The organism is Jeotgalicoccus saudimassiliensis (genome assembly GCF_000756715.1).
GTDB classification, from domain to species: Bacteria; Bacillota; Bacilli; order Staphylococcales; family Salinicoccaceae; genus Jeotgalicoccus; species Jeotgalicoccus saudimassiliensis.
This window is the reverse complement of sequence record NZ_CCSE01000001.1, coordinates 1,610,048-1,631,060: the sequence shown is the minus strand read 5'-3', so window position 1 is coordinate 1,631,060 and position 21,013 is coordinate 1,610,048. Positions and strand designations below refer to the sequence as shown.

The following is a 21,013-nucleotide window of genomic DNA, read 5'->3' as shown; positions in this document are numbered from 1 at the left end:
AGAATTACTCCTTATATACTGTAGTTTGGTGCTTCTTTTGTAACCTGTACGTTATGCGGGTGACTTTCAATCAGACCTGCACCTGTAATTTTAACGAATTGCGCTTTTTCTCTTAACGCCTTAAGATCTGCACTTCCTGTATAACCCATACCTGAACGCAGTCCGCCTAACAGCTGGTAAACTGTTTCAGATAACGGCCCTTTATACTCCGTACGTCCTTCGATACCTTCCGGAACAAATTTCTTCGCTTCAGTATCTTCCTGGAAGTAACGGTCTTTGGAACCCTGCTCCATCGCACCAAGTGAACCCATACCGCGGTATGTTTTGTAGCGGCGACCCTGGAACATTTCAGTTTCACCCGGAGATTCTTCAGTACCTGCAAGCAGGCTTCCAAGCATTACAGCGTGTCCGCCTGCAGCTAATGCTTTAACGATATCTCCTGACAGTTTAATACCGCCGTCAGCGATAATTGACCTGCCGTGTTTACGCGCTTCTGTTGCTGCATCGTATACAGCTGTAACCTGCGGTACACCAACACCTGTAACAACACGAGTTGTACAGATTGAGCCCGGACCGATACCTACTTTAACTACATCTACACCCGCTTCGATTAAAGCACGTGTTCCTTCTGCAGTTGCAACGTTACCGGCGATTAAAGTCGTATCCGGGAACTTGCTGCGGATATCTTTAATTGCATCGATAACACCCTGTGAATGACCGTGAGCAGTATCGATGACAAGCGCATCAACGCCGCCTGCGATTAATTCTTCAGCACGCTTCTCAGTTTCTTTCGCAATACCGATTGCTGCTGCAACAAGAAGTCTGCCCTGATCATCTTTCGCAGCATTCGGGAATTCGATTACTTTTTCGATATCCTTAATCGTAATTAACCCTTTAAGCACATTGTTGTCATCTACCAGCGGTAATTTTTCAATGCGGTGTTTCTGTAAAATACGTCCTGCATCTTCGAGTTTCGTCCCGACCGGTGCAGTAATCAGATTATCTTTGGTCATAACCTCTTCGATTGTCATAGAAAAGTTTTCGACAAAGCGCATATCTCTGTTTGTAATGATACCAATCAGTTTTTTCTCATCCGGATTGTTAACGATCGGCACACCCGAGATTCTGTATTTGCTCATCAGGTGTTCTGCTGCAAATACCTGCTCTTCTTTCGTCAGGAAGAACGGGTCTTTAATTACACCGTTTTCCGAGCGTTTAACTTTCTCGACTTCATCACGCTGACGTTCGATAGACATGTTCTTATGAATAACACCAAGACCGCCCTGGCGTGCAATTGCAATCGCCATTTGAGATTCAGTTACTGTATCCATTCCCGCACTGATTAAAGGAATGTTTAACTTAAGACTCGGTGACAATTGGACACCCAAGTCCACCTCTTTAGGTAATACTGCTGAATGAGCCGGCAGAAGTAATACATCATCAAATGTAAGTCCTTCTTTTTTAAACTTATCTTCCCACATAAAAAACTGCCTCCTGGTTATATAATTTAGTCGTATGCTGCATCTGGTATAAAATATTAATTTCCCTATTATAGCAAAATCCGAACTGTCAGACAATAAAGTGAACTTAATAAATTATTCTTATTATAAAACACAATCGAAAGATATGAAAGACTCTCTTAATGTTCGGAATTTTAAGAATTTAATGTCGTGGTGTAAGTTTGAGAAATCCTTCGCGGGGAATAGATGAGTAATACAATCTTTATTTTGAGGTGAACATAATGCAATACATTGAAAAGTATACTTCATTGGACGACATTTTAGAAAGAATTGACCTGCTGAAACAGGAAGAAAATTATTATGAGGAAGACTTTCATATTCTCGGGCTTGAGGATCTTGAACCTGACTGGACAGATTATATGGGCTGCACGTATAATCCTCATTCCAATAATATTTCCTTTAAAGACTTTTTTACTAAGAATATTAAAGCAGAGGATTATCTGTACGACCTGGGACTCAATGCTAATCTTGTACAGACACATTTAAACACGCTGGAAGAAGGAAAGTTTCTGCTGGTATTTAATGATGATGCATTGAAACGTGATATCGATCGCGACAGTGTTGAAGCAGAAATAGAAAAAGGACCGGGAGATAATTTATAATTATCCCCGGTTTTTTTACAGTGCAAATTGAATCTGCTGATCACGGCGGACACAAATATCTTTGATCATCTCATCCGTTAAATATTCATTTCGCTTATAGCGTTCATATTTCAACATCATCTCCCTGTAATGTCTCAATGTTATCGGAAGGGATTCTTTAAAAATCGGTACACGGGTCTGGTACGTTCTTACGAGAAATATGTAGGCAGACAGGTGAAAATTTAACGCCGTTTCAAATCCGCAGAAATTCGTATAACATTCGAGTACTGTATTTTGTGCGTCCGCTTTCGGCAGTTTCGCAAGCGACATCGAGATATGGTCGAACATTTCCAATAAAAATCTGACTTCAATTGAGATTTCAGCCGGTACGGTGTCATTTCCAACACCGATAAAATCCATCACTTCGCAGTAACTTATCTCAATGCCGTGTCTCACAATATGGAGACAGTATTCGCAGTAATCGATGTATTCCTGAACCGTGCTTTTTTGCTGCATGTTTTCCAATAAACTGATCAGCTGTATTTTTCCAGACAGATTGATAAAGTCCACGCTGTCGGGCGGCATAACGCTGCTCATTTAAAATACCTGAATGTGACAGTCACTTAAATTATGCACGGGTATTTCCTCTGCATCTGCTGCCGTATTTGAAAAAAATAAAAGTGCGATTAAGCCGAGCGACAAAAGTGTCTTTTTTAAAATACTCTTCATGTACATAACCTCTTTAATATTTTTTTCTCTGGATTCTTTTATATGTATCAGAGTATTTTTATTATAATCAATCCGATTGTCAAATAACCAACTCTATTTCAGCAATTTCTCATATATGATAAATTGTTTGTGTTTCTCAAACAATTTGCGGTTCATTTAACGCTTCGAGTGCTTTCTTCTCCAGCCATTCAATCTTTTTGAGCAGAAAAGTCGATTCATTCTTCTGCAGGAGGTTCTTTGCTCTTTTTGCACACTGCAGAATTTTACTGTACTCTTTCGTACTTCCATATCCTCTCATCAGGTTAATATACAGTTTAACAGCTGTCCGGTAGTATACTTTGTCGGAATTACTGCTGTAGACATGAGCCGCCTGAGTATAATAGTACAGACCCTCGCTGCCGTCACCGTACAGTACATTTCCCTTTGCCATATACAAACCGGCTTTTAAATATTCGAGCGAGCTTTTATCTTCTATTCGTTTAAATGCATTGTCCAGACACTTCAGTGCACCGGCAGAATCATTCTGCATCTTTAAAACAATCGCTCTGTGCCAGTCATAATACACTGACAATTTATTGTTGCTCCGCCACTCGTTCAACGTTATCTTATTCAGCGTCTTTTCCAGAAGGTCCAGTCTGGACTGCTCCCTGATTAAATCGAGTTCTTCTGTTATTTTCATATCCACTGCCGGAGTCAGTCTGATAATCACATCTTCCAGTGTCAAATCCAGTGCTGTCATTATTTTTACCACATAAACAAAGCCGACATTCTCCCCTTTTTCCAGCCGGCTGATTGTCGACACTGATACTCCCGTTTTCAGTGACAGCGATGATTGGGACACACCGTATTCCTTACGGCGGGATATAATTGCTGAGTTATTTATTTTCATGGCTTTCCCCCTTATTTAGAATATAAAGTAAATTAGAAATATTTGTCAATCACAAATATACGTACGCGTTTTATCAGAATGATTTAGGGTATAATTAAGATAAAAGAACGTGATGGAGGATTGAGTATGACAACAATTGAAATATATTCAAATGCCGATGAACTCAGTGATAAAATTTACAGCCTGCGTGCAGAAGGCGTGAAGGATTCCAATATGACGGTCGTTTCCAAAGATCGTTTTAAAGCAACGTTTTTAAGATATACGCGTGTGCCGTTCAGAAAAGCAGACGGTACGATGTGGGACAAGGTCGCAGCGAAATTTTTAGATGAAGATTCCAAAGAACGCGTTGCAGAGCAGTTAAATTTAACCGGTGAAGATTATTCCAGGTTCAGAGAAGCGATTGACAGCGGCAATATTTTACTGCTTGTCCGTTCCGAAGAAGATAAAGTTAAACAGGATGAAGCCGCATCAGGCAGCCCTGAAACACAGGATGAGGCAATGAAAGCAGCAGCGGCAACACCGTCCCAGCCTCTTCAGATTTCTCATGATGCAGGTTCAGACAGAGCCAAAGCGAAAAAGAAACATGACAGCTATATGGATGCCGCGGAAATTATTCACGAAGACGGCAGCAGACGTACCGTTAAACATGACGGCAATTCATTTACGATTGTTAATATGAAAAAAGAGCTGAAAGATACGGATAACAGCAAATAAGATATGGTATGAATCTCCTATAATGTATTTATAGGAGATTCTTTTATCAGGGGGAGTCATAATGGAAAAGCAGTACGATGAAGATAATTTCTTTAATATGTATAAGGAAATCCGCCATATGCCGATGAGCTACAACGAGATTGTTGAGTTTCCTGAAATTAAAAAGCACATGCCGAATTTAAAAAATATGGACGTGCTGGATATCGGCTGCGGATTCGGTCATCTTTTAAAATATATGCTGCAGTTTAAGCCGGCATCGATGACAGGACTGGATTCGTCAGCCAATATGATTACTCACTGCCGTGAAGATGATGAACTAAAAGATGTTACTTTGATTCATGATGGTATTTTATCAGCCTCAGATTTAAGTAAATATGATTTCATCGTCTCGTCACTCGTGTTTCACTATATTGAGGATTTTGATGCGCTGGCTAAGAAATTATCCGGATTGCTGAACAGAGAAGGCCGGCTGCTGTTTACGGCAGAACACCCTATTCAGACGGCGACGGTGGAAAAGAATCTCGTGTTGGAAGATGAGCAGGGTATGTATGCCCGTGTCGATCATTATTTTGATGAAAGCGTTCGGGACTCCCCGTGGCGCGATAACATTGTCATTAAAAAATATCATCATAAAATGGATACCATCCTTAACTCGCTGATACAAAACGGGCTGACAATAGAAGCAGTAAAAGAACTCGGCGACTCAGCTGAAGTATTTGAGCACTATCCCGATGAACGAATACATAAGCTGCAGACATTTCCGCCGTTTCTACTGGTAAAGTGCCGTAAAGAAAAATAACCTCTAGTATGGCAATTATGACATTATATTAAAATTGCACTTGCATAATGCTCCTTGAAATGGAATATTATAGTAAAGGCAGCCGGCAACTGACTGGCAGCAAATTTAATAAACAGGGGATGCACCTATGAAAAAATTAATTGCTTTGTTTGCAACAGGCGCTCTGTCACTCACATTGCTGGCAGCCTGCGGCAATGAAGAGGAAGAGCCGATGGCTGAGGAAAATGACACTGCTGAAGCAGAGGCTGAGACCGAAGAAGCTGATGTTGAGGAAGAGGAGTCTGTCGAGGAAGATAACGACAGCGGAGACGAAGATATTGATGATCAGACTGGTTTAAAACTGGGTGAGACGGGACTTGTGCAGACAACACTCGGGAATTACGAGCTGACTGTTCACTCCGGAGAATTGACGACAGAAACAATAGACGGACTGGAACCATTGATCGATGAAATAGTTATATTAAATATGACATTTAAAAACGTAGACGATGAACCGATTCCTGCAGAAGACATCATGCTTTATCTCGGAATCAAAACTGATCCCGAGGGAGGCGACAACACCAATGCAGCCGCTTCCTTTGACAGTATAGAAAACTTTGAAGGCTCGCTTGAACCGGGAGAGTCCAGAGATGCTCAATTCATTTCTGATATAAAAACTGCAGATGAATATTATTTCGGTACCAGCATGCCTGCTGCATTATCAATAAACGAAGTGTCGTGGACTATTTTGGATGAAGAAATGCGAGATTAACACCTGCTTACAGTCGAATAAAAGGCACCCGGAATTTATTGATGTGCCCCCCGTCAAGTAGACAGGTAAAAAAACAAATAGTGTTTTGTACGCACACGACGATTGTCGTGTGCATTTTTTATGCAGGTATCTTTAAGCCCATCTTCAATGTGACACGCTGTGTATTGTAGAACTTAATATAGTCAGTGATGTCTTGTTTTAGGTCAGTGATAGTATCGTATCTATTTAAGTAATACTTCTCAGATTTAATAATGCCCCATACATTCTCAATCGGTCCGTTATCAATACATTTTCCAGGACGCGACATACTATGAATCGATTGGGTCTGTTTAATAAAATGATGAAACGCATGAGACGTGTATTGGGAACCACGGTCCGTGTGGATGATGGTTTGACCTTCAATTAACTGTGGCTCTATTTGTTTAAAGGTCTGAGTCACCAGAGATTGATCGCTATGTGTATCTATGTGATGCGCAATGATTTTATTCGTGCAGAGATCCAGCACGGCACTTAAATAGACTTTGCGACCATCGGTCGTACTGAATTCAGTAATATCAGTCACCAGTTTCTGCATGGGTTTAGCTGCATGAAATTTGCGATTCAGTATATTCGCAGCAACATAGTCTGGTTGGACTGTTTTGTATCGACGTTTCTTTCGACGAATCACCGATTTCAAGTTCATCACTTTCATCAGTCGATATACATGTTTGTGATTCACCTTGGCCTGTCTGTAATGATTCAGGTATATCGTCATTCGACGATAACCGTATATGCCTTCTAATGCTTCATAGGTGTCTGACATCATTGCCATCAATGTTTGATCCCGTTTTTCATACTGTGCGGGTTTTCGATTGAGCCATTTATAATAGCTGGCTCGATAAATTTCCAGAAACTGGCAAAGATGGACAATCGGGTATTTATGTTTTAACGCTTCGATCGTTTGGTACGACGCTTTTTGGCGAATTCTTGTCTGATCAACTCTCTTTCCATTTGTTCCTGCTTTTTTAACGTTTCATTTTCCATTTCTAACCACTGATTCCGGACTCTGAGCGCTTCAATCTCAGTTCTCAGTTGTTCTTCGCTGGTTTGAGCTTCGGATGGTTTCTTCTTACCCCGATTATCTTCGAGTGCTTTCGGTCCAAATTTCTTATATTTTTGCGTCCATGAATAGACGTTATTGTAGCTGACCTTAAATTTTTCTGCCGCATCCTTATAAGATAATTGGTTATTTATGACGGTTTCCACAATCTCGATACGTTCCTCATATGTTGTTTTTCTGCTTTTCATTTGATAGACCTCCGGTTTTGGAGAATACGTTCGATTCTCTTTGCCTTCAGTATATCGTATCACCCATTGTCGCACCGTATGATGACTAGGAATATTATATTTAACAGCCAACGTTTTATAACTCGTATCACTGCGAAGATATTCTTGAATCACTTTATATTTAAATTGATCTGAATAATGTCGATTATTGTGTTGTCTAAGTAAACCGTTCACTCCATGTTCTAAATATTTCCTGACATACTGCCGAAAAGTCGATGGATCTAAATCAAACTGATAATTATCACGTAGCTCTCGTAAAGAGACACCCTCTAAATATAATTCGATATATTTCAATAGTTCATTCGTTGAATATTTTATATTCGATTTCAAGACAAAGCTCCCCCTAAAGTAGTTCACTTTTTTAAGTGTCTACTTTAGGGGGAGCATATCATTATACTCCGGGTGCCTTTTATCTTTTCTGAGTCTAATACAACTTATAAGTTCTTTTTATCTAAGTTATATGCTTCTTCAAGCGTCTCAATATCAAATTTTTTCATTTTAAGAAATGCCTGTGTGACACGTGCTATCTGTTCGGGAGTACCTTCTTCCAGCATCTCATCCATCACTTTCGGGACGATTTGCCACGACACTCCAAACTTATCTTTCAGCCAGCCGCACTCTTCTGCTTCCGGCACTGCCGATAATTTTTCCCAGTATTTATCAATTTCTTTTTGATTATCGCATTTTACAAGCAGTGAAACACCTTCTGAGAAATCAAAATCATGCTTATGTCCGCTGTCGTTAAACGAAAAACGCTTATTAAACAGCCGGGCTTCACCGTGCATAATCATATCTTCTGTATCAGGCTCCATACCCGGCGGGTAATTTAACGATGCGAGATGTTCACTTTTTTTAAACGTGTCAACATAAAGCTCCGTTGCTTCTTTTGCCTTGCCCTTATTATCGTTCGCGAACATCAGTGACGGTACGATATTATTTTTATTACTTCGGTGATCACGCAGCCACAGCTGCCAGGATGTGCCGTATTTATCTTCGACCCAGGCATATTTATCGTTAAACGGATACTTATCCAGCGGCATTAATACTTTACCGTCCTGTTTCAGTTTTTTATATAACTTATCGACCAGCTCTGCATTATTTCTATTAACTTGAACGATAAAAGAAATCGATGGATTTTTCGTTGCGTACGGCCCGGCACTCAGTGCCATAAATTCGTAGCCCATCAGTTTAAACACAACCTGTGTCGCTTGACCTGACGGCGTATCTTTAAAAGTATCTTTCCTGATAATTTCAGAATTCGGGAAAATCGAAGTGTACCACTGCGCGGCTTCAACAGCTTTTTTATCAAACCATAAATGCGGGACAATTTTTTGATAGTTCACACTGTCATCTCCTTTAAATTGAATGAGCCTTTCCCTTTAAGTATAACTGAAGAAATATGCAATCAATATTAATAACTACTATGATGTCCGGATTGATAATCCAATTAAAATTTTACAGGGAAGATAATTAGAAAAACGAAAAACTCCTGATATCTAAGATATCAGGAGTTCAGTAATTTCTTACTGTTCTTCTTTAACATATGGTAATAATGCCATGTGACGTGCACGTTTGATAGCACCAGTTAACTGACGCTGATACTTCGCTGAAGTACCTGTAACACGTCTAGGAAGAATTTTCCCACGTTCAGAAATGAACTTTTTAAGAAGTTCTACTTCTTTGTAGTCGATGTGCGTAATACCGTTTGCTGTGAAATAACAAACTTTTTTACGACGACGACCGCCTCTTCTTGGACCTGCCATAGTAAGCCCTCCTCTACAGATTAGTTAATTCGACTGTGTGGATCGAATCTTGTAATCCATAACTTAGTTATTTACTAAACGTGTGTTTTATAATGTGTGTATGTGCACGATATATATTACAACTTTTATGGTAAAAAGTCAATTATTAATATTAGTTCCTTCATCTTTCTTGCGATTGTTGATGATGGGTTCTCTACACAATATCTACTCCGCTATATCTAGTCCGCTGATTTTGTTCTCACAAACAGCAGCATAATAAACGAAATCACGATAATCGTAATCACCCAGAGCCATGCGAGTTCTATATTACCGGATTGCAGGGCAACATATATCGCGGTCGGCAGTGTCTGTGTCCGTCCCGGGATATTCCCTGCGATCATCAGCGTTGCCCCGAATTCTCCCAGTGCACGTGCAAAGCTCAGTATCGCACCGGTCATCAGCGGCACCGCGGCAAGAGGCAGCGTAATTTTCATGAATACCTGAAAATTACTTGCCCCGTCTACTCTCGCTGCATCTTCAATGTCTTTATCGATACTTAAAAATCCGGTTTTCGCCGCCTGGTACATGAGCGGAAATGATACGACCGTACTCGCAAGCACTGCTGCATACCAGGTAAATATAATCGACTGACTGAATATCCATTCAACGATATTACCGGCAAAGCCGTTATTGCCGAATATTACAATAAGAATAAAACCGACTACCGTCGGCGGCAGCACTATCGGCAGCATAATAATCGTTTCGAGTATGATTTTTCCTTTAAATTGTTTCTGTGTCATAAAGCGTGCGATTAACGTGCCGAAAATAAACGATAATATCAGCGCAATAAATGCGACTCTCAGAGACAGAAGAACCGGTGTCAGAAATTCTTCTGCCGTAATGCCGTAGTTATTCAGCAGTGAAGCCATATTTCTCAAACACTGCTAAGGCGTCGGCAGACTGCAGATATTCATAAAATGTTTCCGCCGCTTCAGCATTATCCGATTCCTGAATTAGTCCGACAGGATAGACGATCGGTTCATGCGCACCGGCTGGTGCCGTGTCCGCTATCCCGACCGAGTCACTCGTTAACGCATCCGTTCTGTACACCAGTCCTGCATCAACTTCACCGCGTTCCACGTAAGTTAATACAGCACGAACATCTTCTGCATAAACGAGTTTCTGTTCAAGGTCCGCCGTCAGGCCGAGAGTATCGATTGTCTGCATACTGTATTGTCCTGCCGGCACCGAATCCGGCGTCCCGACCGCAATACGCGATGCGTCTTCAATGTCATCGAATGAAGTCACAGTCTCATTATCTTTTGGTGTGATCAGCACCAGTTCATTGTGCAGCAGACTCACCGAATTTTCTTTTGCAATACTGCCGTTCTCAAGCAGCACTTTAAAGTCGTCTGACGAAGCGGAAAAGAACATATCTGCAGGTGCGCCATTAGAGATCTGCTGCTGCAGTGCACCGGAACCCCCGAAGTTAAAATCGACTTTAATCTCCGGATGTTCCTCATGGAACATTTCCGCTGTCTCCTGCAGCGCATCTGTCAAACTCGCAGCAGCGGATACTGTCAGCGTAACAGATTCATCCCCACTGTCCGCTTTGTCACCGCCGCATGCCGTCAGCACAGTCACAACAGCGGACAGACACACGAGCAGCACCCTTTTCGATTTATTCAGATGAGTCATATCGATTATCCTCTCAAAACCTTTATTTAAATTAATCTTAGTCTTTTACTTTATAAAAGTAAACGCATTAAAAAAGACAGAACCTCTATTCTAAAGGGTCTGTCTGAATGTTATATGTTAAACGATATAGCCGTAATTCGTAAAGATTTCCAATGCTTCTTCCGACTGTAAGAATTTGTAGAAAGTATCTGCGGCACTGCCGTCATCCACACCATTCGACAAACCGAGCCCGTATACAAACGGATCTACCATCGAACGCGGTGCACGTGAAACAATACGTATATCGTCCGCTTCCGAAATATCTGTTCTGAGAAGGAATCCTGCATCAGTATCGCCTGCTGAAATACTCTCAACCGCGGCATCGGTATCTTTCGCAGTTTTTACATTATCGGGATTCATATTCCGCTCCGCTTCCTGAGCAAGCAGTTCTTCAGCATGAGTGCCTGATAAAGAGTGCTCCGGATCAACGATTGTCAATATCGCTTCTTCATTATTGAAAATATCATTGTATGTAGTAATATCCTCATTGTCTGAACCTGTCACGAGAACAAGTTCATTTATCAGCAGATATTTCGTCGCAAGCATGTCGAGTATTCCCGCATCTACCAGCGAGTCATATCCTTCGTCAGAGCTTGAGAAGTAAATATCCATATCTTCATCGTTACCTTCGATTAAATCTTCAGTCAGCGTTTCTGTATGGCCGTATTGAACCTCGATCTGAATATCGGGATTATTCTCTTCAAAGAGAGTAACCAGCTTATCCATGACCTCTTCGAGACTCTGCTCGGCAGTAACATGTACGACATCGCTCTCTTCTGCGGCCGGTTCGTCTTCGGTAGATTCCTCTGCCTCATCAGATACATCTTCAGTTTCTTCTTCTGTTGTCTCTTCAGATTCCTGAGTTTCGTCAGGCTCTTTTTCGTTTTCAGAAGACTCGTCATTATTACTACAAGCTGCCAGAATCACGCACAGCGATAGTAAAAGTGCCCATCCAAGGACATTTTTTCTAATCATTGCGATTTCGCTCCTACTTAAAAGATTATATACACTTCATTATAAACACTATAAATCAAAAACTACACCAATATAAATTTATAAAGACGATAAACATTGCTTATGTATTACGAGTTTTTAAAAAACTAAAATAAAAACCTGAGATACGGTATCTCAGGTTTTTCACACATTTCACACACATTTTTTAAAACACACGATAACAAAGTCTGGATTGTTATATTTTATTTAGAACGGTAGATCATCATCGCTGATGTCTACTGGACCCTTAGAGTTTGCAAATGGATTTTCTTCTGCGTTATCCTGACGCTGCTGACTGCGTCCCGTTGACTGATTTCCAGTCGACTGGTTGCCGCCGTAAGCATTCTGGTAAGAGTCAGCAGAGTTATAATCATTATTGCCTTGAGATTGATTACCGCTGCCTTTAGGCTCCAGGAACTGAACACTTTCACACACGACTTCAGTTACATATACTCTTTGCCCGTCTTTATTCTCGTAGTTACGAGTTTGAATTCTGCCGTCGATTCCGACTAAGCTGCCTTTTTTAACATACTGGTTAACGTTCTCTGCCTGTTTGCGGAAAACAACACAGTTGATAAAGTCAGCGCCTCTTTCACCGTTCTGGCCGGCAAATGGACGATTCACAGCTAAGTTGAAAGTAGCGACAGCAACATTGCTTTGACTGACTCTAAGTTCAGGGTCTCTTGTTAAGCGACCCACTAAAACTACACGGTTTAGCATGTAATCAACTCCACTCAATATTTAACTTATTTTTTAGCTTCTGCTTGTTCGTCGCGAACAACGATATGACGAATAATGTCATTGTTGATCTTCGCTAAGCGGTCAAACTCATCAGCAGCGGCACTGTCACCGTTGTACTTGATGATTTGGTAATATCCATCTTTGAAATCTTCGATTTCATAAGCAAGACGACGTTTACCCCACTCTTTAGATTCGACGATTTCCGCACCATTGCCAGTAAGAACCTCATCAAAACGTTTAACTAACGCTGATTTAGCTTCTTCTTCAATATCCGGGCGGATTACATATAAAATTTCATATGCTCTCATCTTCTACACCTCCTTATGGTCTTTGCGGCCGAAAACACACGTTCTCAGCAAGGAATAATTTTCATTACTCACAATCAGGAATTATAGCAATAAAATCGCATAATTACAATAGTTACGCTGTAATTAATATGATTTATTTTTTCGGAAATTTCACTGTTCACTCATGGAGCCGACCCGGTACTGCAATTTAAAAAGCTGCGGATTCTTTAAAAAGAACCCGCAGCTTAAATTTTAAACGTTAAATCGGAAGTGAACGACGTCTCCGTCTTTCATAATGTACTCTTTACCTTCAAGACGGACTTTGCCCGCTTCTTTAGCTTTCGCTTCGCTGCCTGCTTCCACAAGATCATCGTATGCCACTGTTTCAGCACGGATAAATCCTTTTTGGAAATCAGTGTGGATAATTCCCGCACACTCAGGCGCTGTCATGCCTTTTTTGAACGTCCATGCTCTGACTTCCTGCACCCCTGCAGTGAAGTATGTCGCAAGACCAAGCAGGTCGTATGAAGCTCTGACAAGCTTATCGAGACCTGATTCTTTCAATCCAAGCTCTTCTAAGAACATTTCTTTTTCATCATCATCAAGCACTGCGATTTCCTCTTCAACTTTCGCAGAAATAACGATGACTTCAGAACCTTCTTCTTCAGCATATTTTTTAATTGCTGCAAGATGCTCGTTGTCTTCTAAAGAAGCCAGATCATCTTCCGAAACGTTCGCTACATACAGTGTCGGTTTTTGAGTCAGCAGGTGGAAGTGTTTCACTGATTTAAGTTCTTCTGTTGAGAAATCAAGTGCACGAACCGGTTTTCCTTCTTCCAGTCCTTCTTTGATTTTCGTCAGAATTTTCGCTTCAGCCATTGCATCCTTATCTTTCTGTTTCGCCATTTTTTCCACTTTCGGCAAACGCTTGTCGACACTTTCAAGGTCGGCAAGAATAAGTTCCATGTTGATAACTTCAATATCATCAAGCGGATTTACTTTCCCTGATACGTGAGTCACGTTCTCATCATCAAACGCGCGGACAACCTGACAGATTGCATCTACTTCGCGGATGTTGGCAAGGAACTTGTTCCCGAGACCTTCACCTTTTGAAGCACCTTTGACGATTCCGGCAATATCCGTAAATTCGAATGCTGTCGGCACAGTTTTCTTAGGCTCGACAATTTGAGTTAAAACGTTCAGACGCTCGTCCGGCACCTCGACGATTCCTACGTTCGGGTCGATTGTTGCGAACGGGTAGTTGGCAGCGAGTGCACCTGCTTTTGTTATTGCGTTAAAAAGTGTTGATTTACCAACGTTTGGCAATCCGACAATTCCTGCAGTTAAAGACATAATAGTTGCTCCTTTAGTTATATAATTACTTTTTTAAGTCGTTTATCAAAGTCGCGTCGCGGCATCATAATCGTCCGGTCGCAATTCGTACATCTGATTTTTATATCCGCACCCATCCGGACAATCTGAAACTGATTCGTTCCGCAGGGATGCGCTTTTTTCATTTCTACAAGGTTATTTAAATCGTATTTTTTCTCCATAATTACTTACTCCTCGGCATCATTTTGATCGAAATCGTTAATGTCCATAGTAGGTACAGATACAAATACTCCATGTGATTCAAGATACTGCTTCAAACGCTTCCGCGTGCGGCGTGTCGCACCGAAATGTTCCATCGGCTGGGTAGTCAGCATAATGCGGATGGTCGCCTCACCCTGCTGGATATCCTGTACACCCAATATTGCAGGCTGCTCGACAAGCACCGCTTCGTCACGCCAGTGATTTTCGAAATAATGGTCGATTGTCTCCTCCACCTTATCCAGATCTTCCTGAATAGAGAATTTCATATCGAGAAAAGATACGGAATTATAACGGGAGAAGTTGATCACTTCGTTAATTGTGCCGTTTGGAATCATATATAATTCGCCTTCATAACCCTGAATACGTGAAGAACGCAATCCTAATGATAACACTTCACCTTCGGCAACAGTAGTACCTGACGTATTTACCCTGACAAAATCACCTTTATCAAACTGGTTTTCCAGAATGATAAAGAATCCGGTAATCATGTCTTTCACTAAGCTCTGTGCACCAAAACCGATTGCCAGACCGACAACTCCGGCACCGGCGAGCAGCGTGGCTACGGGAATACTGAACAATTCAAGTACTGCGACGACAACGAAGAACCAGATGAATATTGTCGCACTGTTCTGCAGCACATTAATCAGTGTATTATTGCGTTTGTCAGAACCTTTCAGTCGGGATTTCGATTTATATTTGAAGAAATTCTCAATCAGGCGGTTCGCAATTTTAGTTAAAACGTACCCTGCAAGTAAAAGAATTACTGCGATCAGGACATTTCTCCCGATGATAATCCATAAATCCGGATCCTTTACCCTGTCCACAAGTTCCTGTATAAATCCGATTGGATCTTCACTGTCTGCTGTATTAAGCAAAGTTAAAAACTGCATATAATAAATCCTCTTTCTTTATTTTTTCTGAAGCATCGCGAGAATTCTCTTAAATTCTTCTTCCGATGTAAACTCCAGCTGTATCATTCCTTTATTCTTTACTTTTTTTATTTCCACATTTGTGCCGTAATGCTCTTTCAGCTTATTTTCATAACTCTGTAAAAACTTCAGCTTCTTTGCTGTTTTCTTTATCTTTTTCTTCTTGTCGAAAGTTTTTACGTAAGCTTCAAGCGCACGCACGCTCATATTCTGCGCGATTGTTTCTTCAGCCACCTGTTCCATTAACAGCGGGTCTTTTAACGACAGCAGTGTTCTGCCATGTGCACTGCTCAGTTTCTGGTCGTTCATTGCCCGTTTTACCGCTGACGGCAAATTTAACAGTCTGAGCATATTGGCGATGTATGATCTCGATTTCCCGAGACGCTGTGACAGCTCGTCCTGTGTCAGGTCCGCTTTTGTCATCAGTTCTTTATAGCTTTCCGCTTCTTCAAGTGCACTTAAATCTTCACGCTGCAGGTTTTCAATAATTGCAAGTTCCATCATTTCCTTATCGGACATGCCGGTAATAATCGCAGGTATTTTTTCAAGGCCCGCTCTTTTACTTGCCCTTAGCCGCCGTTCACCGGCAACCAGTGTATAGCCTTTCACAGACTTCCTGACTGTGACCGGCTGCATCACACCGTGAATCAGAATGCTGTTCTTTAAGTCTTCCAGCTTTTCCTCATCAAAAGTCTGTCTCGGCTGATATGGATTTTTGCGGATTTCCTTAATAGGCAGCTCTATAATTTCCACCGTTATCTCACCGACTTTGCATAGTTAAAATACAGTTTAATTATAACAGTATCAATACCGTTTGTAAGTCAAAAAAGAACTCACACTGTCAGGTGTGAGCACTATTTGTATATACGTATCGTGACTTCATGCAGCTCGTCGGTTTCCGATGTCTCAATGTTCACATCAATACCTCTGTCCTGCAGTTTTTTAATATCGCGTTCAAAGTCATTCAGCATGAACGCAACATCATCATTAAAGTTAATCTGCTCGATGCGGACCTTCTGACGGTTCTTCACAGCGAGTTCCGTTTCCTTAACCGTCAGGTTATCCTTAACGATATTTTTTAACACGTCGCATTGGGTATCGTTATCCAGAATAAGCAGTGCCCGCGCGTGTCTTTCTGTAATATCATCTTTTTCGAGCGCCGTTATAACGTCGTTAGACAGCTTTAACAGGCGTAATTTATTGGCGATAAACGACTGGCTTTTGCCGATGCTTTCAGCAAGATCCTTCTGCGTAATATCATCCATTGCGAGCAGCTGTTTATATGCACGTGCTTCTTCGATACTCGATAAATTCTCACGCTGAATATTTTCAATCAGCGCAATCGCTGCCGATTCCTGATCTGTTAAATATTTAACGATAGCCTGAGTATCTTCGTAGCCGAGGTGTTTCAGTGCTCTGAATCTGCGCTCGCCTGCAATGATTTCATACATGCCCTCTTCAATCGGACGCAGTGTAATCGGCTGCAGCAGCCCGTGCGCTTTGATGGAATGTGCGAGTTCCTCAATGCGCTGATGATTAAATACAGTACGCGGCTGGTACTGGTTCGGTACGATGTGCTCTATCTGCACAGTAACGAGGGAATCATCATCAGAACGCGTTTCGCTTTTATCTATGAGATTAAATAATTTTGAAAATGGCTTTTTCACACATTCCACCACCCTTTTATTTTAATGGGGATTTATTCGGCGTACCCGGTTTGCGGGGATACTTCTTAGGTGTTTTACGTTTTTTGTCGATAATCATAATATAACGGTCGCTTTCTTCCTGCGGCAGTGACAGCTGGTGAACTTCTTTCAGTTCCCCGCCGAGCACCTCGAGCGCGAATTCACTCTCTTCGAGTTCCTCCTGCGCCTTTTTGCCTTTCATAACGATAAACTGTCCGCCTGTACGTACGAGCGGCAGGCACAGTTCGGATAAGACATTCAGCTGTGCAACAGCACGTGCTGTCACTACATCAAACATATGTCTCGCATCCGCTTTATGATTGCCGAAAGTTTCCGCTCTGTCATGCACCAGATGCATTTTATCCAGTTCAAGCTCAGCAGTGAGCTCATTCAGAAAGTTAATGCGTTTGTTTAAAGAATCAACGATTGTAATTTTTAAATCCGGACGGATAATCTTCATCGGGATGCTCGGGAATCCGGCACCTGCACCGACGTCGCAAAGGCTCGCACCTTCATCGATATCTGCATAAAATAACGGTGTAATCGAATCGTAGAAATGCTTTAAATACACTTCTTCTATTTCAGTTACAGCAGTCAGATTAATCTTTTCGTTCCACTCAACAAGCATCTCGTAATAGGTTTTGAACTGGCCGAGCTGTGTGTCAGTCAGTTCAATTCCCTGTTCTTTTAAAGCATTTATGAATTCCTGTTCGTTCATGATTCTACCCTTTTCACATTACCCTGTTCGATATAGACAAGCAGAATGGAAGTGTCTGCAGGATTTACTCCTGAAATACGTGACGCCTGTGCGATGTTAAGCGGCTTAACTTCTTTCAGTTTCATGCGCGCTTCTGTCGCGAGCGAGTGTATTGCATCGTAATCGATGTTTTCAGGAATTTTTTTATCTTCCATACGCTTCATCTTGTCGACCTGCTGTAATGATTTTTTAATATAACCATCGTATTTAATCTGTACTTCAACCTGCTCGTACTCTTCCTGGTTCAGAGTGATTTCTTCTTCCAGAATTTCCATAATCGACTGGTAGTCCATTTCCGGGCGGCGTAATAAGTCCGCTGCAAGAATACCGTCTTTCAGAGCTGTACCGCCGCGCTCGGCAACGATGTTCTGCGTGTGCTCATTCGGTTTAATGCGCACTTTCTGCAGACGCTCAAGTTCAGCATCGATATTTTCTTTTTTCTTATGGTAGCGTGCCAGACGTTCGTCGCTGATCAGACCGTGTTCGTGACCGATTTCAGTCAGACGGATATCCGCGTTATCGTGGCGGAGCAGCAGTCTGTGTTCGGCACGTGACGTTAACAGACGGTACGGTTCATTTGTACCTTTCGTAACAAGATCATCAATCAGTACGCCGATATATGCATCTGTACGGCTTAGAATTAATTCTTCTTTGCCAAGCAGGTTGTTCGCAGCGTTAATACCTGCAATCAGCCCCTGACCGGCAGCTTCTTCGTAACCGCTCGTCCCGTTAATCTGGCCGGCAGTATAAAGGTTTTTAATTTTCTTCGTTTCAAGTGTCGGCCACAGCTGTGTCGGTACCAGTGCATCGTACTCTATTGCGTAGCCTGCGCGCATCATACGTGCATTTTCAAGTCCCGGTATGCTCGTTACCATATCGCGCTGAACGCTTTCCGGCATACTCGTCGATAAGCCCTGCACGTAAACTTCCTTCGTATTGCGGCCTTCCGGCTCAAGGAAGATCTGATGACGCGGTTTATCGTTGAAACGGACGATCTTGTCTTCGATTGAAGGACAGTATCTCGGACCCGTTCCCTGAACAACACCTGAGTACATTGCTGACAGGTGCAGATTCGCTGTAATAATTTCGTGTGTTTCTGATGATGTGTATGTTAACCAGCAGGGCAGCTGATCCATGATGAATTCTGTCGTATCAAAACTGAATGCACGCGGCACATCGTCTCCCGGCTGAATTTCAGTTTTGCTGTAGTCGATGGAATCTGCATTTACACGCGGCGGTGTACCCGTTTTAAAACGGATAATTTCAAAGCCGAGCTCTTTCAGCTGATCTGCAAGTGCAAGTGACGGAATCTGGTGATTCGGTCCGCTCGAATATTTTAAATCGCCTAAAATAATTTCACCGCGCAGGAATGTGCCTGTCGTAATAATAACTGCATCAGCATCATAAACTGTGCCGACATTCGTTTTAACACCGCGCACGACATCATCTTCTATAATGAGTTCGTCAACGAGCCCCTGTAAAATGTCGAGGTTCGGTTCCTGTTCAAGCAGTGATTTCATTTCCTGCTGATAAAGGACTTTATCGGCCTGTGCACGGAGTGCACGCACTGCAGGTCCTTTACCTGTATTAAGCATCCGCATCTGGATGTGTGTTTTGTCTATAACTTTCGCCATCTGTCCGCCGAGCGCATCCACTTCACGCACAACGATTCCTTTTGCCGGTCCGCCGACAGAAGGGTTACATGGCATAAATGCAATGTTATCCAGATTAATCGTCAGCATCAGTGTTTTTAGTCCTTTGCGGCTTGCTGCAAGTCCCGCTTCAACACCTGCGTGACCTGCTCCGATAACTATCACATCATATTTAATATTGCCGGTCATTATTTAACCTCCTGTATTTATTACTTCCCTAGACAGAATTGACTAAAGAGTTTATCTATTAATTGTTCCGATACGTCTTCTCCGATAACTTCACCGAGCAGTTCCCACGTCTTAATGAGATCGATTTGAATAATATCAACCGGCACGTCTATTTCCGCCGAAGATATTGCATCTTCAATCGATACTTTTGCCTGTTCTAGAAGATTAATGTGACGGTTGTTCGATACGTATGTCGAGTCCGTCGATGACAGGCTGCCGTCAAAGAACATTTTCTGGATTTCATTTTCCAGATCGTCGACACCCTCACCTTTAATAATGGATGTTTTAATTAATGGAATTTTAAAGTGTTCTTCCAGATAATTAATATCCAGTTTGTTTTCAAGATCGAGTTTATTCACGATACCGATAACTTTTTTATCATCCACCGTTTCCAGAAGCTCGAGATCTTCCGGTGTCAGCTCATCGTTGTTGTTCATGACGTATAAAATCAGTTCTGCGCCTTTCAGTGCTTCACGGGAACGTTCCACACCGATTTTCTCTACGATGTCATCCGTTTCGCGGATACCTGCCGTATCGACAAGCTTCAGCGGAATGCCGTTGACGTTAACGTATTCCTCGAGAATATCGCGCGTTGTTCCGGCAACATCCGTTACAATCGCTTTGTTATCCTGGATTAAATAGTTTAACAGCGAACTCTTGCCGACGTTCGGTTTACCGACGATTACCGTACTTAAACCTTCGCGTAAAATACGGCCTTCCGAGCTCGATTTCAGGAGCTTGTCGATGTTGGTGCTGACTATTCTCGCCTCGTCCAGCAGGAACGACGTCGTCGCTTCTTCAACGTCATCGTATTCCGGATAGTCGATGTTCACTTCAACCTGCGCAAGAATGTTTAAAATGCTCTGGCGCAAATCTTCGATATACGTTTTTAAACGTCCCTGAACTTGCTGGTTCGCCACTTTCGATGCTTCGTTCGTCTTCGCACGGATAAAATCCATAACCGCTTCCGCCTGTGACAGGTCCACTCGTCCGTTCAGAAATGCACGTTTTGTAAATTCACCCGGCTCCGCCATTCTGGCACCGTTATTTAATGTCAGCTGCAGCACGCGGTTTACAGTATGAATACCGCCGTGGCAATTAATTTCCACGATGTCTTCTCTCGTGTATGTCTTCGGTGCACGCATTAAGGCCACCATAACTTCCTCAACCGTTTCACCGGTTTTCGGATCGACAATATGTCCGTAATTAATCGTATGTGAATCTGTGTCAGTTAATTTTTTCGCACCTTTATACAGACGGTCTGCAATTTCAATCGCATCTTCACCTGATAAACGAACGATAGCAATCGCCCCTTCACCAACCGGTGTGGAGATGCTTGAGATCGTTTCAAATTGCATGT

25 protein-coding genes are annotated in these 21,013 nt (G+C 42.1%); 4 read left to right on the top strand and 21 right to left on the bottom strand.

From position 1 onward, the window contains the following. Positions 1-11: 11 nt before the first annotated feature. Entirely contained in the window at positions 12-1,481 is a 1,470-nt protein-coding gene (guaB, locus tag RZ44_RS08070) for an IMP dehydrogenase (protein ID WP_035810231.1), read from the bottom strand. 260 nt (positions 1,482-1,741) lie between these two features. On the opposite strand from guaB, the gene RZ44_RS08065 reads away from it, so the two are divergent. Further along, complete coding sequence (locus RZ44_RS08065) at positions 1,742-2,122, top strand: hypothetical protein (protein ID WP_035810230.1); 381 nt, start codon at positions 1,742-1,744, stop codon at positions 2,120-2,122. Between the two features lie 15 nt (positions 2,123-2,137). Here the strand turns inward: RZ44_RS08065 and RZ44_RS08060 are convergent, their stop codons facing one another. The 3 genes from RZ44_RS08060 to RZ44_RS08055 form a co-directional block, all read right to left on the bottom strand. Continuing rightward, positions 2,138-2,698, bottom strand: coding sequence for a YfbU family protein (locus RZ44_RS08060; RefSeq protein ID WP_035810228.1), 561 nt, complete (start codon positions 2,696-2,698; stop codon positions 2,138-2,140). After that, complete coding sequence (locus tag RZ44_RS11470) at positions 2,699-2,830, bottom strand: hypothetical protein (RefSeq protein ID WP_269448285.1); 132 nt, start codon at positions 2,828-2,830, stop codon at positions 2,699-2,701. Positions 2,831-2,966: 136 nt separating this feature from the next. Then, positions 2,967-3,719 (bottom strand): helix-turn-helix domain-containing protein, encoded by a 753-nt coding sequence (locus RZ44_RS08055; protein WP_035810226.1) that lies wholly within the window; start codon positions 3,717-3,719, stop codon positions 2,967-2,969. 126 nt (positions 3,720-3,845) lie between these two features. Here RZ44_RS08055 and RZ44_RS08050 point away from each other — a divergent pair, with 126 nt between their 5' ends. From RZ44_RS08050 to RZ44_RS08040, 3 genes are all read left to right on the top strand, one after another. Continuing rightward, positions 3,846-4,433: a general stress protein gene (locus RZ44_RS08050; protein WP_035810223.1), complete on the top strand. Its 588-nt coding sequence runs from the start codon at positions 3,846-3,848 to the stop codon at positions 4,431-4,433. Between the two features lie 61 nt (positions 4,434-4,494). Further along, positions 4,495-5,232, top strand: a complete 738-nt coding sequence (locus RZ44_RS08045) for a class I SAM-dependent methyltransferase (protein WP_035810220.1) — start codon at positions 4,495-4,497, stop codon at positions 5,230-5,232. A 127-nt stretch (positions 5,233-5,359) separates the two neighbouring features. Further along, positions 5,360-5,983 carry a hypothetical protein gene (locus tag RZ44_RS08040; protein WP_035810219.1) on the top strand — a complete coding sequence of 208 codons (624 nt, stop codon included), beginning with the start codon at positions 5,360-5,362 and terminating at the stop codon, positions 5,981-5,983. A gap of 118 nt (positions 5,984-6,101) precedes the next feature. Here RZ44_RS08040 and RZ44_RS08035 read toward each other — a convergent pair whose 3' ends face one another. The 17 genes from RZ44_RS08035 to mnmE all read right to left on the bottom strand — a co-directional run bounded on the left by RZ44_RS08035 (position 6,102) and on the right by mnmE (position 21,011). Then, on the bottom strand, positions 6,102-6,920 hold the full coding sequence (locus tag RZ44_RS08035) for an IS3 family transposase (RefSeq protein ID WP_052108910.1): 819 nt from the start codon (positions 6,918-6,920) through the stop codon (positions 6,102-6,104). Beyond that, entirely contained in the window at positions 6,908-7,639 is a 732-nt protein-coding gene (locus tag RZ44_RS08030) for a helix-turn-helix domain-containing protein (protein WP_035810216.1), read from the bottom strand. Before RZ44_RS08030 ends, RZ44_RS08035 begins: the two co-directional genes overlap by 13 nt. A gap of 104 nt (positions 7,640-7,743) precedes the next feature. Continuing rightward, the gene (locus RZ44_RS08025) at positions 7,744-8,652 is read right to left on the bottom strand and encodes a VOC family protein (protein WP_035810214.1); all 909 of its coding nucleotides are present in this window, start codon (positions 8,650-8,652) and stop codon (positions 7,744-7,746) included. Between the two features lie 180 nt (positions 8,653-8,832). After that, positions 8,833-9,072, bottom strand: a complete 240-nt coding sequence (gene rpsR / locus RZ44_RS08020; protein ID WP_035810211.1) for a 30S ribosomal protein S18 — start codon at positions 9,070-9,072, stop codon at positions 8,833-8,835. Positions 9,073-9,290: 218 nt separating this feature from the next. Next, on the bottom strand, positions 9,291-9,980 hold the full coding sequence (gene modB / locus RZ44_RS08015; protein WP_052108908.1) for a molybdate ABC transporter permease subunit: 690 nt from the start codon (positions 9,978-9,980) through the stop codon (positions 9,291-9,293). Next, complete coding sequence (gene modA / locus RZ44_RS08010) at positions 9,961-10,749, bottom strand: molybdate ABC transporter substrate-binding protein (protein WP_052108906.1); 789 nt, start codon at positions 10,747-10,749, stop codon at positions 9,961-9,963. Before modA (RZ44_RS08010) ends, modB begins: the two co-directional genes overlap by 20 nt. Positions 10,750-10,866: 117 nt before the next feature. Then, positions 10,867-11,763 carry a molybdate ABC transporter substrate-binding protein gene (gene modA, locus RZ44_RS11050; RefSeq protein WP_052108904.1) on the bottom strand — a complete coding sequence of 299 codons (897 nt, stop codon included), beginning with the start codon at positions 11,761-11,763 and terminating at the stop codon, positions 10,867-10,869. A gap of 225 nt (positions 11,764-11,988) precedes the next feature. After that, positions 11,989-12,501 (bottom strand): single-stranded DNA-binding protein, encoded by a 513-nt coding sequence (ssb, locus tag RZ44_RS08000; RefSeq protein WP_035810209.1) that lies wholly within the window; start codon positions 12,499-12,501, stop codon positions 11,989-11,991. Positions 12,502-12,527: 26 nt separating this feature from the next. Further along, on the bottom strand, positions 12,528-12,830 hold the full coding sequence (rpsF, locus tag RZ44_RS07995) for a 30S ribosomal protein S6 (protein WP_035810207.1): 303 nt from the start codon (positions 12,828-12,830) through the stop codon (positions 12,528-12,530). A 231-nt stretch (positions 12,831-13,061) separates the two neighbouring features. Then, entirely contained in the window at positions 13,062-14,162 is a 1,101-nt protein-coding gene (ychF, locus tag RZ44_RS07990; RefSeq protein ID WP_035810205.1) for a redox-regulated ATPase YchF, read from the bottom strand. Positions 14,163-14,179: 17 nt separating this feature from the next. Next, a complete protein-coding gene (locus tag RZ44_RS07985; protein ID WP_035810203.1) occupies positions 14,180-14,362 on the bottom strand; it encodes a DUF951 domain-containing protein in 183 nt (60 codons plus the stop codon). 6 nt (positions 14,363-14,368) lie between these two features. Continuing rightward, positions 14,369-15,292 (bottom strand): mechanosensitive ion channel family protein, encoded by a 924-nt coding sequence (locus RZ44_RS07980; protein WP_052108903.1) that lies wholly within the window; start codon positions 15,290-15,292, stop codon positions 14,369-14,371. 18 nt (positions 15,293-15,310) lie between these two features. Then, positions 15,311-16,084 (bottom strand): ParB/RepB/Spo0J family partition protein, encoded by a 774-nt coding sequence (locus RZ44_RS07975; protein WP_231856257.1) that lies wholly within the window; start codon positions 16,082-16,084, stop codon positions 15,311-15,313. Positions 16,085-16,185: 101 nt separating this feature from the next. Continuing rightward, entirely contained in the window at positions 16,186-16,998 is an 813-nt protein-coding gene (locus RZ44_RS07970) for a ParB/RepB/Spo0J family partition protein (RefSeq protein ID WP_035810201.1), read from the bottom strand. Positions 16,999-17,014: 16 nt separating this feature from the next. Continuing rightward, complete coding sequence (gene rsmG, locus RZ44_RS07965) at positions 17,015-17,734, bottom strand: 16S rRNA (guanine(527)-N(7))-methyltransferase RsmG (RefSeq protein WP_035810199.1); 720 nt, start codon at positions 17,732-17,734, stop codon at positions 17,015-17,017. Continuing rightward, positions 17,731-19,614 carry a tRNA uridine-5-carboxymethylaminomethyl(34) synthesis enzyme MnmG gene (gene mnmG, locus RZ44_RS07960; protein ID WP_035810198.1) on the bottom strand — a complete coding sequence of 628 codons (1,884 nt, stop codon included), beginning with the start codon at positions 19,612-19,614 and terminating at the stop codon, positions 17,731-17,733. The genes rsmG and mnmG overlap by 4 nt, the downstream gene beginning before the upstream one ends. A gap of 20 nt (positions 19,615-19,634) precedes the next feature. After that, positions 19,635-21,011, bottom strand: a complete 1,377-nt coding sequence (gene mnmE / locus RZ44_RS07955) for a tRNA uridine-5-carboxymethylaminomethyl(34) synthesis GTPase MnmE (RefSeq protein WP_035810196.1) — start codon at positions 21,009-21,011, stop codon at positions 19,635-19,637. Positions 21,012-21,013 lie beyond the last annotated feature (2 nt).

Excerpts from the sequence above, each read along its gene's own strand:
- mnmE (WP_035810196.1), bottom strand. The coding sequence starts at position 21,011 with ATGCAATTTGAAACGATCTCAAGCATCTCCACACCGGTTGGTGAAGGG.
- RZ44_RS08050 (WP_035810223.1), top strand. The coding sequence starts at position 3,846 with ATGACAACAATTGAAATATATTCAAATGCCGATGAACTCAGTGATAAA.
- RZ44_RS08060 (WP_035810228.1), bottom strand. The coding sequence starts at position 2,698 with ATGAGCAGCGTTATGCCGCCCGACAGCGTGGACTTTATCAATCTGTCT.
- RZ44_RS07980 (WP_052108903.1), bottom strand. The coding sequence starts at position 15,292 with ATGCAGTTTTTAACTTTGCTTAATACAGCAGACAGTGAAGATCCAATC.
- ychF (WP_035810205.1), bottom strand. The coding sequence starts at position 14,162 with ATGTCTTTAACTGCAGGAATTGTCGGATTGCCAAACGTTGGTAAATCA.
- RZ44_RS08065 (WP_035810230.1), top strand. The coding sequence starts at position 1,742 with ATGCAATACATTGAAAAGTATACTTCATTGGACGACATTTTAGAAAGA.
- mnmG (WP_035810198.1), bottom strand. The coding sequence starts at position 19,614 with ATGACCGGCAATATTAAATATGATGTGATAGTTATCGGAGCAGGTCAC.
- rpsF (WP_035810207.1), bottom strand. The coding sequence starts at position 12,830 with ATGAGAGCATATGAAATTTTATATGTAATCCGCCCGGATATTGAAGAA.
- modB (WP_052108908.1), bottom strand. The coding sequence starts at position 9,980 with ATGGCTTCACTGCTGAATAACTACGGCATTACGGCAGAAGAATTTCTG.
- RZ44_RS08040 (WP_035810219.1), top strand. The coding sequence starts at position 5,360 with ATGAAAAAATTAATTGCTTTGTTTGCAACAGGCGCTCTGTCACTCACA.
- RZ44_RS07985 (WP_035810203.1), bottom strand. The coding sequence starts at position 14,362 with ATGGAGAAAAAATACGATTTAAATAACCTTGTAGAAATGAAAAAAGCG.
- RZ44_RS08045 (WP_035810220.1), top strand. The coding sequence starts at position 4,495 with ATGGAAAAGCAGTACGATGAAGATAATTTCTTTAATATGTATAAGGAA.
- rsmG (WP_035810199.1), bottom strand. The coding sequence starts at position 17,734 with ATGAACGAACAGGAATTCATAAATGCTTTAAAAGAACAGGGAATTGAA.
- guaB (WP_035810231.1), bottom strand. The coding sequence starts at position 1,481 with ATGTGGGAAGATAAGTTTAAAAAAGAAGGACTTACATTTGATGATGTA.
- modA (WP_052108904.1), bottom strand. The coding sequence starts at position 11,763 with ATGATTAGAAAAAATGTCCTTGGATGGGCACTTTTACTATCGCTGTGC.
- rpsR (WP_035810211.1), bottom strand. The coding sequence starts at position 9,072 with ATGGCAGGTCCAAGAAGAGGCGGTCGTCGTCGTAAAAAAGTTTGTTAT.
- modA (WP_052108906.1), bottom strand. The coding sequence starts at position 10,749 with ATGACTCATCTGAATAAATCGAAAAGGGTGCTGCTCGTGTGTCTGTCC.
- RZ44_RS11470 (WP_269448285.1), bottom strand. The coding sequence starts at position 2,830 with ATGAAGAGTATTTTAAAAAAGACACTTTTGTCGCTCGGCTTAATCGCA.
- ssb (WP_035810209.1), bottom strand. The coding sequence starts at position 12,501 with ATGCTAAACCGTGTAGTTTTAGTGGGTCGCTTAACAAGAGACCCTGAA.
- RZ44_RS08055 (WP_035810226.1), bottom strand. The coding sequence starts at position 3,719 with ATGAAAATAAATAACTCAGCAATTATATCCCGCCGTAAGGAATACGGT.